Genomic DNA, 13782 nt, shown 5'->3' on the forward strand with positions numbered 1-13782 from the left:
TCCGATGACCGACCTGATTGCGAGCTTGCGCCAGATTGTGGGCGATGCCCATGTGCTTACCGAGGGCGACCTGACGGCCTATGAGCAGGACTGGCGCCGCCGCGTCCACGGCAAGGCGCTGGCGGTGGTGCGCCCCGCCACGACCGAGCAAGTGGCCGCCGTCGTCAAGGCCTGCGCGGCCAACGGCACCTCCATCGTGCCCCAGGGCGGCAACACCGGCCTGGTCGTGGGCTCCACGCCTGATACCTCGGGCCAGCAGGTGGTGCTGAACCTGGGGCGCATGCAGGCGATCCGCGCGATCGACAAGGACAACCTGACCGTCACCGTCGAGGCCGGCTGCATCCTGCAGACCCTGCAGGAGCGCTGCGAGAGCCAGGGCTATCTGTTCCCGCTGTCGCTGGCCGCCGAAGGCAGCTGCACCATTGGCGGCAACCTGGGCACCAATGCCGGCGGCACCCAGGTGGTGCGCTATGGCAATACGCGCGAACTGTGCCTGGGCCTCGAAGTGGTCAACGCCCAGGGCGAGATCTGGAACGGCCTCAAGGGCCTGCGCAAGGACAACACCGGCTACGACCTGCGCAACCTCTTCATCGGCAGCGAAGGCACCCTGGGCGTGATCACGGCAGCGACGATGAAGATCTACCCCTTGCCCGCGAGCCAGCTCACCGCCTGGGCGGCGCTGCCGTCGTTCGATGCTGCCGTGCGCCTGCTGGCGCTGGCGCACCAGTACCTGGGCGCGGGTCTGACCGGCTTTGAGGTGATGAACCGCTTTGCGCTCACCCTGGTCGACAAGCACATGCCCCAGCTGCGCGTGCCCTTTATCGACAACCCCGCCTTCCCCTATGCCGTGGTGTTGGAGAACTCCGACAGCGAATCGGAAGAGCATGCCCGCAGCCGCTTTGAAGCCTTGATGGAAGCGGCATTCGAGCAAGAGATCGTGCTCGATGCCGTGGTCGCCGAGAACCTGGGCCAGGCCCACAACCTCTGGCATATCCGCGAGAGCATTCCGCTCGCCCAGGTCGAGGAAGGCCTCAACATCAAGCACGACATCTCCGTGCCCATCTCGCGCATCCCGGAGTTTGTCGAGCATGCCACCCAGGTGCTGAACGACAAGGTGCCGGGCATGCGCCTGGTCAATTTCGGCCACCTGGGCGACGGCAATCTGCACTTCAATGTGCAGGCACCCGAGGGCGGAGACGCCAAGCAATTTCTCGACGAGCGCGAGCACGAGGTCAACCACATCGTCTATGACGCAGTGGCCGCCTTTGGCGGCTCCATCTCGGCCGAGCACGGCATTGGCACGCTCAAGGTAGACACCTTGCCGCAGTACCAGTCGCCAGTGGCCCTGTCGATGATGCGGGCGGTGAAGGCTGCGCTGGACCCGCAGAACATTATGAACCCGCATGCCATGATCACACGCGCTTAGAGCCACTAGCACAACCCTTGATACGTCGTTGCCTCGCCGGCCGCGCCAAGCCTTGTCGTACTACTGTACTGCCTGCAGCTTGACGCCTCGTCTCAACCGCAAACCTTCGGTTTGCTGGGTCGTGTTAGCAGCTCCTAAAACCCAGCGCCAAAACAAAACAGGGCGGCCCTCGCAGAGGTGCCGCCCTGTTTTGTTTATGGAAGCATCACGACGCCGGCGTGCCCACCGCGTTGCTGATCATCTGGTTCACATCCTTGGGCCAGGAAAACGCTGCGCCCGGGTCCTGCACCACACGCGGCTGGCCGTCCTGCAGCCACCAGATGCGCATGGTGTTGCTCTTGGCATCCAGCGCCACGGCGGCGGCATTGTGGCCACCATCGTGCTGGCGGTTGCCGGTGATGTAGTAAACGGAGCCCTGTTTGCTCAGCGGCCCGCTCACCTGCAGGTTCTGCATGAAGGCGGCGCGGTGCTCGCCCAGCAGGTGCTGCATGCGCGCAGCCATCACGCCTTGCTGCAAGAAAGCGGCATCCTGCGGGTACTGGCCCACCTGGGCCTGCAGCTGGTTCCAGGCCTGCTGGCCGCTGGGGTTGCCGCCAGCGGGCATGGTCTGGCAACCCGCCAGTGCCAGCGCCGCAGCAGCGCCCAGGGCCAGGCCCCATTTTTTCGTCATCATCCACATAGTCAGGTGTCCTTGGTGCGTTTGCCGCGCCCTCTCCTGCGCCAGGCAAACTGTCGATGTCCCGCTGCCCACCTGTGCTTGCCACGGCCATGCACCGCCGGCCCCGGTGGGCCCGGGCGCCAAAGCCGACACCCTACACCAATTTTTGGGCCGCAAGGGCGGCCGCCGCCATCACCCACGTGGGCTTATCCTTACGGCCTACGCAAAAAACGCAGGCATCGTACAGTAGGCCCTTTGGGCCTTGCCCCCAGCCCCGCCCTCGCAGTGCGCCCATATCGCACCGGGCCAGGCAGCGCCTCGGCGCTCCAGGGGCGGCCAGGCCCCACTCTCGATCAGGCCAGAAGAACATGAAGCAATACCTCCAACTCGTCCAGAGCATTCTGGACCAAGGCTCCTGGCAGTCCAACCGCACAGGCATCCGCACGCTCAGCATGCCCGGCGCCATGCTCAAGTTTGATCTGCAGCAAGGCTTTCCGGCTGTCACCACGAAGAAGCTGGCCTTCAAATCGGCCATCGGCGAGATGGTGGGTTTTCTGCGTGCGGCGCGCAGCGCTGCCGATTTCCGCGCGTTGGGCTGCAAGGTCTGGGACCAGAACGCCAATGAAAACCAGGCCTGGCTGGCCAACCCCTACCGCCTGGAGGCCGACGACCTGGGCCCCGTCTACGGCGTGCAATGGCGCCAATGGCCGGCCTACAAGCTGATCGACCAGGCCCAGCCCCAAGGCGCCGCCCAGGTGGCCGACGCGCTGGCCAAGGGCTACACCCAGATCGGGGAAGTGGCCGAAGACGGCAAGCGCCAGATCGTGCTCTACAAGGCCATCGACCAGCTGCGCCAGTGCCTGGACACCATCATGACCGACCCGGGCAGCCGCCGCATTCTCTTCCACGGCTGGAACTGGGCCCAGCTCGAAGAAATGGCCCTGCCGCCCTGCCACCTGCTCTACCAGTTCCTGGTTGACCAGAGCAAGCGGGAGATCTCGCTGTGCCTGTACATCCGCAGCAATGATGTGGGCCTGGGCACCCCCTTCAACCTCACCGAAGGCGCCGCGCTGCTGCACCTGATGGGGCGCCTGAGTGGCTACACCCCGCGCTGGTTTACCTATTTCATCGGTGATGCCCACATCTACGAGAACCACCTGGACATGCTGCAAGAGCAGCTCAAGCGCGAGCCTTTTGAGTCGCCCCAGCTGGTGCTGTCGGACCGCATCCCCGACTATGCGGTGACCGGCCAATACGAGCCGGAGTGGCTGGAGAAGGTGGAGCCTTCGGACTTCTGGCTGGAAGGCTACCAGCACCATGCGCCGTTGACGGCGCCGATGGCGGTGTAAACAAAAACGCCCGCAATTGAACTGACCCCAAGAAGTTGGACAGTTGGAAGCTAGGGACTGAAGGCCTGAATCCGGTATTGCACCGGACTCAGGCCTTTTAGTTTTAGCTTGATGCGTTGGTGATTGTAGTAATGGATGTAGTGGTGAAGACCTTCTTGAAGCTGCGCCACACTGCTGAACTTGTTGAGGTGGAAGAACTCGGACTTCAAGGTTCCGAAGAAGCTCTCCATCGCTGCGTTATCCAAGCAATTGCCCCGACGTGACATGCTTTGCACCAGGCCATGATCGGCCAGCAAGCGGCGATAGGCACGACTTTGGTACTGCCAGCCCTGGTCGGAATGCAGCAATGGTTTTTCCTCCCTGCCCAGCTTGCCTAGCGCCTTGCGCAACATGTCACCCACCATCTTCAAGCGCGGTTGCGTATTCATCTGATAGCTCACCACCTCGCCATTGAATAGATCCATGACAGGCGACAGGTATAGCTTTTTACCCAAGACGTTGAACTCTGTCACGTCCGTCACCCATTTCTGGTTAGGCTGCTCGGCCATGAACTGGCGCTGCAACACATTGGCCACGTCCGCGTGCTGCCCGGCGCGATAGGAGCGATATTTCTTGGGCCGAACCAGGGACTTCATCCCCATTACCTGCATCAGGCGCTGCACGCTCTTGTGGTTCACATGACAGCCATTGCGCTTGAGTTCAAGCGCAATACGCCGATAGCCATAGCGTCCTTTGTGAAGCTCGTAGACAGATCGGATCTGAGCCTTGAGCTCAGCGTATTTGTCGCCTCTCCTGTGCACTTGAGCCTGGTAATAGAAGGTGCTGCGCGCCAGCTTACCTGCCCGCAGCAAGTCCTTGAGGTCGTGATCTGGCCTTAGCTCAAGCACTATCCGCGCTTTTTCTGCGCAGCTTGTTTTTTCGCCTGAACCAAGGCCTCCAATTTTTTTAGGTACGCCACCTCCGCGCGCAGGTACTTCACCTCTTTGAGCAAATCTGCGTGCGAACGCGTGTCGTCCGCAGACATAACTGCTTGTGCCTGTGCGGGCTTGGCTGTGGGTGGGTTTGGCATCTTCTTGGAGCGTCCTCTTGGCCGGGGTGCAAGTGCTTGCGGCCCACCGTCGTGATATTGCAGCTCCCAGGCGCTGATGACACCCGTGCCACCCCGGATATCAAACAAGGTAATCGTCTCTCGTGCAGACAGATCATCTCGCCACATCCGCTGCAACACTGCCAGTTTGAAGTCAGCGCTGTAGCGACTGAACTTCTTGCGCAACCCTGATAGGCCATGCTGCTGGTAGCTCTTTACCCAACGTCGCACTGTCGCTTGGTCGAGACCGTGAGCATGGGCCAGTGCTCTGAACCCATGCTGCCCCTGCACGTAGCCCTGGACAACTTCCAGCTTGTAACTCTCGTCGTACTTCGCCATGAAAAACACCCCAAAGGTTGGATGGATGTCCAACTTTTGGGGTGCAGTTCAAATCGCGGGCGTTTTGCTGAAAGGGGATCTTTAGCCGCCGCAGCGCTCTTTCAGCGCTTCAAACGACGCCCGCTTTTGCTTGCGGATCGGCAGCGGCAGCGCAATCGATTCGGCCTCGATCTGCATGCTCTTCATGCGCTCCGGGTCGGGGCAATCGGCCGGGCGGGGTTCTGGCGCATCGGCGGGTGCAGCTGCTGGTACGGACGGCGGTGGGTTATCCGTTGGACGGCTGGTCACCGGGCGGTCATGCTCGCGCGGGTTGATGCCCTGGCTGGAGGGCGTCACGGTGATCGCCTCGGCCTTCTGCCCGGCTGCGCAGGGCTCATCCTGAAAGCTGGTGCGGCCCTGGGCATCGACGCATTTGTTGATGGCCCAGGCCGGTGCGCTCAGCAAAGACGCTGCCGCGAGCAATCCGGCAGCGAGGGTATGGCGGGCGTAGGGCATGGGCAATCCAGACAGGTGGCAAAAAGCCCATTATGCGGCAGGCCCCCCACCCGCCCCGGCTCAATCCAGATCAATGCGCACGCCGCTCTGGAGGAGCGCCTGCAGCTTGCGGGTTTCGGCCTGCAGAAACTGGCCAAAGGCCTCGGGCGTGGACAGCGACACCAGCAAGCCGGTCTTGGCAATCTGGGCGCGCACGGCAGGGTCTTCAAGGGCGCGGTGCAGGTCGGCATTGATCTGCCGCACCACCGCATCGGGCGTTGCAGCCGGCGCCAGCATGCCAAACCAGCTGCCACTGACAAAATCCATGCCCAGCTCCTTGAAGGTCGGGATCTCGGGCGCGCCGGGGTGGCGCTGCTCGGCAGCGATGGCCACGGCTGCCACCTTGCCCGACTTGACCAGCGCGTACGACGACATGCCGTCAAACATGCCATCGACGACACCCGCCATCAGATCGGTCATCGACGGCCCCTGGCCCTTGTAGGGTACATGGGTAAAGCGGATGCCCGCCTTGGTCGCAAACAGCTCGGCCGCCAGGTGCGGGCTCGACCCTGGTCCGGACGAGGCCAGCTTGAAGCTGCCCGGCTCGGCCTTGGCGCGGTCGATCAGGTTTTGCAGCGACTGGCCACGCAAGCGGTTGGTGACCAGCAGCACATTGTGGCTGGAGCCCAGCAGGCCCACAGGCCGGAAAGCGTCGGGCCCATAGGGCAGCTGCCGGCGCAGCACCGGGTTGGAGGTGTAGGCATAGCTGGTGAACAGCAGCGTGTAGCCATCGGCTGGCGTACGGGCCACGGCGCTCGTGCCGATGATGGTGCCTGCGCCATCGCGGTTCTCCACCACCACCGGCCGGCCCCAGAGCGTCGCCAGCTTCGCCGCCAGCGACCGGGCCAGCGTATCGGTCAGCCCGCCGGCAGAATAAGGCACCACGATGGTCACGCGCTTGTTGGGGAAAGCGGCCTGAACCTCAGCGGCCGGTGCAGTGGCCGCGCAGCAAGCCAGGCCCAGCCCCAGCGCGGTAGCGCGCCAAAAAATCCTGATCGACATAAGACCTCCTTAGGGATACTCTGCAAGACTCCCTGCCGTGGTCTGAATGCGGGCTCGGGCGGTTCGCTGCGTTGTCTTCCTTGTCAATAGCTACGGCTATTGACTGCGAAAGACGCCTTGCGCCTCATCCCGATCCGCGCCCATCCCGCTTAGCGAGGGTCTTGCAGAGGATCCCTTGCCCAGCCTGTCTGCCGGGCAATCGCCATACCATCGCAAGAGTTGGCTGTGCCAATACGGCACAGAGGGTCCCGGGGCAGGGCTGAAGAGCCTTCAGCCCCGCTGCCTGCCCCGGGGCGTCGCTCAATCGACCTTGAGCTTGGCCACCTTGGCCAGCTGCTGCCACAGCGCCATGTCGTTCTTGACGACCTGGCTGAACTCGGCGGCCGACTTGTGCGCAGGGATCAGCATGTTCTGCTCGGCAAACTTGGCCTTCATCTCGGCGCTGCCCAGCACCTGGCCCAGATCGGCATTGATGCGGTCGATGATCTTGGGGTCCGTCTTGGCGGGCGCAAACACGCCGTACCAGCCATCGGCATCAAAGCTGTAGCCCTGCTCGGTCAGTGTGGGCACATCCTGTAGCGCCGGGCCGCGCGCCGATCCGGTGGCGCCCAGCGCACGCAGCTTGCCGCTGCGGATATGGGGAATGGGCGAGGCAATGTCCATAAAGCCCACGCCAATCGTGTTGGCCAGCAGATCGCCCAGCTCCACGGCAGTGCCCTTGTAGGGCACATGGGGCATGTCCAGGCCGTAGTGGGCCTTGATGCCCTCCATCACCAGGTGGCCCGTCGAGCCGCTGCCCCAGGAACCATAGGCCAGGCGGCCCGGGTTGGCCTTGGCGTACTGCACCATGTCGGCCAGCGTCTTGAGGCCAGTGGCTGGGTTGGCCACCAGCAAAATGCCCGCAGCCCCCACCTGCGCCACCGGTGCCAGGTCGCGCATCGCGTCATAGGGCATCTTGGGCTGGATGATGGGGTTGATCGCAATCGACGACGACGGCGAGAACAGCAAGGTATAGCCATCGGCCTGGGCCTTGGCCACATGGTCATTGCCGATGATGCCGTTGGCACCGGCCTTGTTCTCGACATAGAGGCTTTCCTTGAGCGTCGACTGCAGCGGAGGCAGCAGCAGGCGCGCAAAGATGTCGCCGCCCGAGCCCGCTGGCCCCGGCACGATCATCCGGATCGCCTTGTTGGGCCAGGCCGTATTGGCCCAGGCCGTGCCGGTGCCCGCTGCGGCCAGCAGGCCCAGCAGCATCTGCCGGCGGTTGAAGCTTGCGCATGAATCGGTCATTTTTGTCTCCTGTGGATTGCCGGTGGCCGGCCTTGCGGCGACCACCTGGTTCTTGGGTTTGCTGTGAGCAGCGGCCCGGGCTTGTAGCGCCCGGTGCAGCCGCCAGCGCGCTCGTTACGACATCTTCAGATCGGCCAGCTTGGCCAGCCCACCCCAGATCTTCATATCGGACTGGATGGAGCGGGCAAACTCTGCCGCCGGTTTGACGGCAGGCAGGGCCATGTTCTGGTCTTCAAACTTTTTGCGGATATCGGCGCTTTGCGCCACCTGCGCCAGGGCGTGGTTTAGGCGCTCCACCATCTGGGGGTTGGAGCTGCCGGCGGGCAAAAACACGCCATACCAGCCGTCGGCATCAAACTTGAAGCCCTGCTCGGTAAAGGTGGGCACCTGCGGTGTGGCCGGCGCGCGCTGCGTGCCCGTCACGCCGACTGCCAGCAGCTTGCCGTTGCGGATATGCGGCACGGGTGACGCGATATCCATAAAGCCCATGGCAATGTTGTTGCCGATGATGTCGGACAGCTCGGTGGACAGCGCCTTGTAGGGCACATGGTGGATGTCGATGCCGTAATGGGCCTTGAGGCCCTCCAGCGCCAGATGGCCCGACGAGCCATTGCCCCAGGAGCCGCAGGACAGCTTGCCCGGGTTGGCCTTGGCATAGCGCACCAGATCGGGCAAGGATGCAATGCCGGTCTCCGGGTTGGCGACCAGAAAAATACCGGACAGCCCGATCTGGCCGACGGGCAGCAGATCGCGTTGCGTGTCATAGGGCAGCTTGGGCTGGATAAAGGGGTTGATCACGATGGCTGATGACGGCGCAAACAGCACCGTGTGCGCATCGCTGCTTTTGACGACAAAGTCATTGGCGATGATGCCGTTGGCGCCCACCTTGTTTTCCACATAGAAGGGCTGGCCCAGCGCTGCCTGCAGGCCGGGCGCCAGCAAGCGGGCAAACACATCGCCGCCCGATCCGGGCGAGCTGGTCACCACCAGGCGCACCGGCTTGCTGGGCCAGGGCGTGGCTGCCCGTGCCAGAGGAAGGGCTGCAGGCAGTGCGGCGGCCATGGCCGCCATCAGCAGGGTGCGGCGTTCGGTACGCAGCTGGTTCATGTTTGTCTCCTTGTCGTTCGATGTCATGCGGCGTCGAGCTCAGCCAGCACCGTGATGCCCAGCGCCGTGCCATGCACCGCCAGGTGCGCGCCCATCTGGATGACCTGCACCACCGCTTCGCGCGCCACGCCCAGGCCCTGGGCCTGCTGCAAGGCTGCGCGCAAGGCCTCGGGCTGCATCGCTGTAAAGCAGGCATGCAGCGCAACCGTGATCAGGCAGCGCTCGCCGGCGCTCAGGCCCTTGCCGCTTTCGGCCGTGCTGGCTAGCGCCTGCAGATGGCCAAAGTAGGCCGGGTCGATGGCCTGCAGCCGCGCCCACAGGTCTGGCTGCTGGCCGTCCACCGTGGCCTCCGCCTTGGGTGGCAGACCATACACCTGGGCCACCTCCCCTAGCGCTGCCGCTGTCGCGCCTGCGCCTTGCAGGCAAACCAAGGTCAGCACATCGAGCAGGTCGTCATCACTGGCGCCGCAGGCCAGCGCCTTTTGCATGTGCAGCTTCAGGCCGCTGGCAAACAAATGGCTGGCCGATGCGTCGAGTGCCACATAGACCAGTTCCACCATGCGCTCGCTTAAGGCCCCGCTGCGCGCCGGGTAGCCGGCATAGTGGGCATAGGCCTGCAAAAACGCCGGGCGGCGCGCCAGCAGCTGGGCATTCCAGGGCCGCCAGTAGCCGCGCTCCTGGCGGTACAGCGCCTCGACGGCGGCGGTGTCCAGTTCAGCCATGGGCGCTCTCCTCGGAGCCCGAGATATTGAGGCACTGTCCGGTGACAAACTGCGCCTGTGCCCCGGCCAGAAAACGGACCAGCGGCAGCAGCTGCGCCACCGCTGGCCCACGGGTCTGCTGGGGCGACAGCAGCAGTGCATTGATGCGCAGGCCTTGTGTGGCCCATTCACAGGCCAGGGTTGCCACCAGCATGCGTGCGGCAGCCAGTGCCGTCTGGTGCTGCCAGGCGGGCACGCCTTCGGGGGCAGTCGCGGGCAGCAGGAGCACCAGGCTGGCATCGCGCGCATGGGTGGCTGCAAACTGCTGGGCGGCGCTCAGCACGGCTTCCACAAGATCACCACCAGCAGGGGCCAGCGCCTGGGTGCTGACCAGGCCTTGGCAAGGCGCGGCCGTTGCCGCTACCTGCTCGCCGTCCGCTGCCTGCAGCGCTTGCAACCAGGCGCCATCACAGGCGCTATCACCTGCGGCATCGCTGCCCGCTTGCAGCTGCAGATGCAGCGGGGTCTGCAACGGTGCGGGCACGGCGGTGCTCAGCGCGCAGCGGCTGCTGCCGCCGTAAATGCCCGATCCGCCATCGACCGACAGGACCTGGCCCGACAGCACCCGGGCCTGGGGCTGCGCCAAAAACACCAGCGCTGCGGCCATTTCTTCGGGCTCGGCCAAGCGGCCCAGCGGGATCTTGGCAACAGCATCGGCCAACGCCAGGCGCCCGGCATCCATCAGGCCCTGCACCAGCTCGGTGCGCACAAAGCCGGGGCACAAGGTGGTCACGCTCAGCTTCGGGTAGCGCCGCGCCAGGCTTTGCGACCAGGCGATCAGACCGGCCTTGCTGGGGCTGTAGAGCCCGCGCCAGGGAATGGCCTTGTGCCCCGCGCCGGAGGACACATTGACAAGGCGCGCATCGGCCTTCAAACGGGGCAGACAGGTCTCGAACAAGGCCTGCGGTGCCTGCAGGTTCAGCCGTAGCAGGCGCTGCCACTGCGCGGGCGCCTGCTCGGCCAGCGGCCGGCCGCTGCTGTCCGAGATACCGGCGTTGTTGACCAGCGCATCGAGTGCTGGCAGCGCAGCCAGTTGGCGGCCCAGCTGGACCAGCGCCTGCGCATCGGTCAGATCCAGCGCAAAGGCCTGCGCACTGGCCGCGCCTTGCGCCAGGCACTGCTGGGGCAGCTCGGCAATCGCGGGGCTGATGTCGGCCAGCAGGCAGTCCCAGCCCTGCTGCGCAAACTGCAGCGCGGCAGCGCGGCCAATGCCGGAGGCAGCACCAGTGATCAAGACAGCGGGCATAGGCTTCAGATGTTGGTGAAGGTAATGCCGCCATCCACCACCAGCGCCTGCGCGGTGGTGAACTGCGAGGCATCGCTGGCCAAAAAGCAGATGGTGCCGGCAATATCGTCCACCGTGCCCAGGCGCCCCATCGGTGTCTTGGCCACGCGGCCGGCATCGCGCTCGGCATTGCGGTTGCGCTGGGTGCCCTCGGTCGGTACGGCAGACGGGCAGACCGCATTGACGCGGATATAGCGCTCGCCCAGCTCCGCCGCCGCAGCGCGGGTAATACCCAGCACACCAGCCTTGATGCCCGAATACACCATCGAGCTGCCGGCCGAGCGCAGCGCCGCGACCGAGGCCACATTGATGATGCTGCCACCGCGCTCGGCATCCATGCGGGCAGCGGCGGCCTGGATGCCCCAGAGCACCGCCTTGAAGCCGATGTCCAGCATGCGGTCCACCGTCTCGGGCATGATCTCGCTCACCGATTGGTAGCGCACCCAGGCGGCGTTGTTGACCAAAATATCGAGCCGCTGGTGGCGGGCATAGGCCTCGTCCACGGCGGCGGTCATCTCTTCGCGCGTGGCCACGTTCTTCACCACGCCAAAGGCCTGGCCGCCCTGGGCGGTGATGGCAGCCACCGTCTCTTCGACCAGCGCCTCCTTCAGGTCATTGACCGCCACCACGGCGCCGCGCGCGGCCAGTTGCAGCGCTGTGGCGCGGCCAATGCCGGCACCTGCGCCGGTGACCAGGGCCACGCGGCCTTCCATATCTCTTGCTATTGCGCCTGTCATTGCGTCACCTCACAACGGTCGATAAAGTCAGCGCCCACGGCGCGCATCACAGCCCCCGCCCCCAGGCAGGCGTCGAGCTTCTTGAGCTCACGCAGGCTGCGGTGCAGCCCCAGCTCCCAGGTAAAGCCCATGCCGCCATGTAAGTGGATGGCCTTTTCCAGCACCCAGGCGCCCTGGCTCAGTGCAGCGGCCAAGGCGCTGTCCGCCTGGCGGGGATTGCCCCACTCATCGGGGCGCAGCGCGCGCCAGGCCTGGGCGCTCGATGCCTCCAGCAGCAGGCGCATGCGCGCCAGGTGGTGGCGCACCGCCTGCTTGGCCGACAGCGGCCGGCCAAACTGCACGCGCGCCTGCAGGTAATCAGCAGTGCGCTCCAGCGCGCCGGCGCAAAGCCCGTTCAGATACTCGGCCCAGAGCAGCTTGGTATCGGCGCAAAAATCCTGCGACTGCTGCGCGTCCAGGCTCAAGAGCGGCGTGGCACCGGCGGCCGATACCCACAGCTGGGGCACCTCCGGGTCCAGCATTTCTTCGGCCTGGCAGCGCAAGTCCGCCTTGTCGTAGAGCGCAAAACCGGCATCGGTCTGCACCAGCGCATAGTCGGCCTGCAGGCCATTGCGCGCCACCCCACTCCAATCGCCAGCGGCCTGCGCGGCCATCACCACGCACAGCGATTTCTCGCCGCGCAGCAGCTCGCCGCCCACATCCGTGCCTTGCAGCGCCTTGCTGGCGGCAATCTGCTCGGGCAGGGGGTAGGACAGTTGCATCTGCCCTGCCACCCGCACCACCGGCATCGCAAATGCCAGCGGCAGGCCCAGGCCGCCCTGCGCTTCATCGGCGCAGATGCCAAACAGGCCGGCATCGGCCATGGCGGTGGCCGCCTCGGCCGGGCCTTGCCCTTGCAGCGCCGCGATGACCGCCTGCGCCGCCTGCCCAAACTCCTCGGGGTGCAGCTCTTCAGTTTGCATCGTCATCCCTTTAGTCCTTGGTCAGCTGTTGAATGCGCTGGGCAATGACATCCAGCTGCACTTCGGTGGTTCCGGCGTAGATGCTCTCGGCGCGCGAGAACAGATAGGCCTGCGTGAAATGGGCCTTGGCGCGCTGCGCCAGCGCGCTGTGGCCAGGGTGGATATCGGCCACCATCGCCAGCGCCAGCGACGCAAAGGCCTGGTGGCATTCAGACCAGTACAGCTTGGTGAGCGAGCCGCGCGCACCAATGGGCTCACCGGCCTGCAGCTGCTCCACACTGCGCTCGACCAGGCCCTTGAGCCCGTCAATCTGGCTCGCCACCTGGCCGATGGCCTGGCGCAGGCCGGGCTCTTGCAAGCGAGCGCGCAGCGCGGGCTCGGACTGGTAGGCCCGCACCAGCTGGCGCAGCTCGCACGCAAAGCGCCAGGCGCGGTACATGCGGTTGGTGGCGCGCTCGATCGACAGCACCCGAATCGCCGCGCTCCAGCCTTCATCGGCAGCGCCCAGGCGGGCCGAATCGGGCACGCGCACCTGGTCAAAAAACACCTCGGCAAAGGACTGCTTGTTGTCGATGGAGCGGATCGGCACCACGCGGATGCCGGGCGTGTCCATCGGTACCGCAAACATCAGCAGGCCCCGGTGCTTGTCGGCCACCGTACCGGTGCGGGTCAGCAGCAGGCAGTAATGGGCCTTGGCCGCGCCGCTGGTCCAGATCTTCTGGCCCTGGATGAGCCAGTCATCGCCATCGGGCGTGGCCTTGGTGCGCAGCCGCGCGAGGTCCGACCCGGCCTCGGGCTCGGAAAAGCCCTGGCACCAGTACTCGCGCATCTCCAAAATGGCGGGCAAAAAGGCCTGCTTTTGCGCCTCGGTGCCCACGGCCATGATGATGGGGCCGGCCAGCTCCTTACCAATTGAGCTGACGCTCTCGGGCATGGCCAGCGCGCCCACTTCCTTGTTCACCGCCAGGTGCTCGCGCAGGCTCAGGCCATGGCCGCCGTACGCGGTCGGCCAGGTCATGCCGGCCAGGCCCGCCTGGTACATGCGCGCTTCCCAATCGCGGCACTCGTCCAGGCTGGGCATGCGGTAGTCCACGCTGTCGGCGCGCATGTGGGCGGGCAAATGGCTGTGCAGCCAGTCACGCGCATATTGCCGGTAGGCACCCGGGCCCGATGCGGCATCGGGGCGGGCGAAATTCTCTTCCTGTTTCATCGCATAGTTCCGATCAAAGTCTGCATGGCGCTGCG

General features: G+C 65.1%; 13 protein-coding genes. 2 read left to right on the forward strand and 11 right to left on the reverse strand.

Annotation, left to right across the window (positions count from 1 at the left end):
* The first annotated feature begins 4 nt into the window (after nt 1-4).
* Nucleotides 5-1426, forward strand: a complete 1422-nt coding sequence (locus F0Q04_RS16635) for an FAD-binding oxidoreductase (protein WP_182342203.1) — start codon at nt 5-7, stop codon at nt 1424-1426.
* 205 nt (nt 1427-1631) lie between these two features.
* Here F0Q04_RS16635 and F0Q04_RS16640 read toward each other — a convergent pair whose 3' ends face one another.
* Nucleotides 1632-2105 carry a hypothetical protein gene (locus F0Q04_RS16640; protein WP_182342206.1) on the reverse strand — a complete coding sequence of 158 codons (474 nt, stop codon included), beginning with the start codon at nt 2103-2105 and terminating at the stop codon, nt 1632-1634.
* 347 nt (nt 2106-2452) lie between these two features.
* Here F0Q04_RS16640 and F0Q04_RS16645 point away from each other — a divergent pair, with 347 nt between their 5' ends.
* A complete protein-coding gene (locus F0Q04_RS16645) occupies nt 2453-3433 on the forward strand; it encodes a thymidylate synthase (RefSeq protein ID WP_182342208.1) in 981 nt (326 codons plus the stop codon).
* A 50-nt stretch (nt 3434-3483) separates the two neighbouring features.
* Here F0Q04_RS16645 and F0Q04_RS16650 read toward each other — a convergent pair.
* The 10 genes from F0Q04_RS16650 to F0Q04_RS16695 form a co-directional block, all read right to left on the reverse strand.
* A protein-coding gene (locus F0Q04_RS16650; RefSeq protein ID WP_182345607.1) for an IS3 family transposase occupies nt 3484-4859 on the reverse strand; the annotation gives its coding sequence in 2 pieces (ribosomal slippage) (nt 3484-4370 and nt 4370-4859; 1377 coding nt in all).
* Between the two features lie 81 nt (nt 4860-4940).
* Nucleotides 4941-5354 (reverse strand): DUF4124 domain-containing protein, encoded by a 414-nt coding sequence (locus F0Q04_RS16655; protein ID WP_116924219.1) that lies wholly within the window; start codon nt 5352-5354, stop codon nt 4941-4943.
* A gap of 60 nt (nt 5355-5414) precedes the next feature.
* Entirely contained in the window at nt 5415-6395 is a 981-nt protein-coding gene (locus tag F0Q04_RS16660; protein WP_182342210.1) for a tripartite tricarboxylate transporter substrate binding protein, read from the reverse strand.
* A gap of 300 nt (nt 6396-6695) precedes the next feature.
* Entirely contained in the window at nt 6696-7685 is a 990-nt protein-coding gene (locus F0Q04_RS16665) for a Bug family tripartite tricarboxylate transporter substrate binding protein (RefSeq protein ID WP_116924221.1), read from the reverse strand.
* A 114-nt stretch (nt 7686-7799) separates the two neighbouring features.
* The gene (locus F0Q04_RS16670) at nt 7800-8792 is read right to left on the reverse strand and encodes a Bug family tripartite tricarboxylate transporter substrate binding protein (protein ID WP_116924484.1); all 993 of its coding nucleotides are present in this window, start codon (nt 8790-8792) and stop codon (nt 7800-7802) included.
* Nucleotides 8793-8815: 23 nt separating this feature from the next.
* On the reverse strand, nt 8816-9514 hold the full coding sequence (locus tag F0Q04_RS16675) for a carboxymuconolactone decarboxylase family protein (protein ID WP_182342212.1): 699 nt from the start codon (nt 9512-9514) through the stop codon (nt 8816-8818).
* Entirely contained in the window at nt 9507-10799 is a 1293-nt protein-coding gene (locus F0Q04_RS16680) for an SDR family oxidoreductase (RefSeq protein WP_182342214.1), read from the reverse strand. The genes F0Q04_RS16675 and F0Q04_RS16680 overlap by 8 nt, the downstream gene beginning before the upstream one ends.
* A 5-nt stretch (nt 10800-10804) precedes the next feature.
* A complete protein-coding gene (locus tag F0Q04_RS16685; RefSeq protein WP_232539375.1) occupies nt 10805-11575 on the reverse strand; it encodes an SDR family NAD(P)-dependent oxidoreductase in 771 nt (256 codons plus the stop codon).
* On the reverse strand, nt 11572-12543 hold the full coding sequence (locus tag F0Q04_RS16690; protein ID WP_232539376.1) for an acyl-CoA dehydrogenase family protein: 972 nt from the start codon (nt 12541-12543) through the stop codon (nt 11572-11574). The genes F0Q04_RS16685 and F0Q04_RS16690 overlap by 4 nt, the downstream gene beginning before the upstream one ends.
* Nucleotides 12544-12547: 4 nt before the next feature.
* Nucleotides 12548-13747: an acyl-CoA dehydrogenase family protein gene (locus F0Q04_RS16695; protein WP_182342216.1), complete on the reverse strand. Its 1200-nt coding sequence runs from the start codon at nt 13745-13747 to the stop codon at nt 12548-12550.
* Nucleotides 13748-13782: the final 35 nt, after the last annotated feature.

It is taken from the genome of Comamonas koreensis, from assembly GCF_014076495.1.
Lineage (GTDB): Bacteria > Pseudomonadota > Gammaproteobacteria > Burkholderiales > Burkholderiaceae_C > Comamonas > Comamonas squillarum.

Bases quoted from the DNA above. Each gene is read 5' to 3' on its own strand.
- F0Q04_RS16645 (WP_182342208.1), top strand. From the start codon at position 2,453: ATGAAGCAATACCTCCAACTCGTCCAGAGCATTCTGGACCAAGGCTCC.
- F0Q04_RS16655 (WP_116924219.1), bottom strand. From the start codon at position 5,354: ATGCCCTACGCCCGCCATACCCTCGCTGCCGGATTGCTCGCGGCAGCG.
- F0Q04_RS16695 (WP_182342216.1), bottom strand. From the start codon at position 13,747: ATGAAACAGGAAGAGAATTTCGCCCGCCCCGATGCCGCATCGGGCCCG.
- F0Q04_RS16660 (WP_182342210.1), bottom strand. From the start codon at position 6,395: ATGTCGATCAGGATTTTTTGGCGCGCTACCGCGCTGGGGCTGGGCCTG.
- F0Q04_RS16680 (WP_182342214.1), bottom strand. From the start codon at position 10,799: ATGCCCGCTGTCTTGATCACTGGTGCTGCCTCCGGCATTGGCCGCGCT.
- F0Q04_RS16635 (WP_182342203.1), top strand. From the start codon at position 5: ATGACCGACCTGATTGCGAGCTTGCGCCAGATTGTGGGCGATGCCCAT.
- F0Q04_RS16675 (WP_182342212.1), bottom strand. From the start codon at position 9,514: ATGGCTGAACTGGACACCGCCGCCGTCGAGGCGCTGTACCGCCAGGAG.
- F0Q04_RS16665 (WP_116924221.1), bottom strand. From the start codon at position 7,685: ATGACCGATTCATGCGCAAGCTTCAACCGCCGGCAGATGCTGCTGGGC.
- F0Q04_RS16690 (WP_232539376.1), bottom strand. From the start codon at position 12,543: ATGACGATGCAAACTGAAGAGCTGCACCCCGAGGAGTTTGGGCAGGCG.
- F0Q04_RS16685 (WP_232539375.1), bottom strand. From the start codon at position 11,575: ATGACAGGCGCAATAGCAAGAGATATGGAAGGCCGCGTGGCCCTGGTC.
- F0Q04_RS16640 (WP_182342206.1), bottom strand. From the start codon at position 2,105: ATGTGGATGATGACGAAAAAATGGGGCCTGGCCCTGGGCGCTGCTGCG.
- F0Q04_RS16670 (WP_116924484.1), bottom strand. From the start codon at position 8,792: ATGAACCAGCTGCGTACCGAACGCCGCACCCTGCTGATGGCGGCCATG.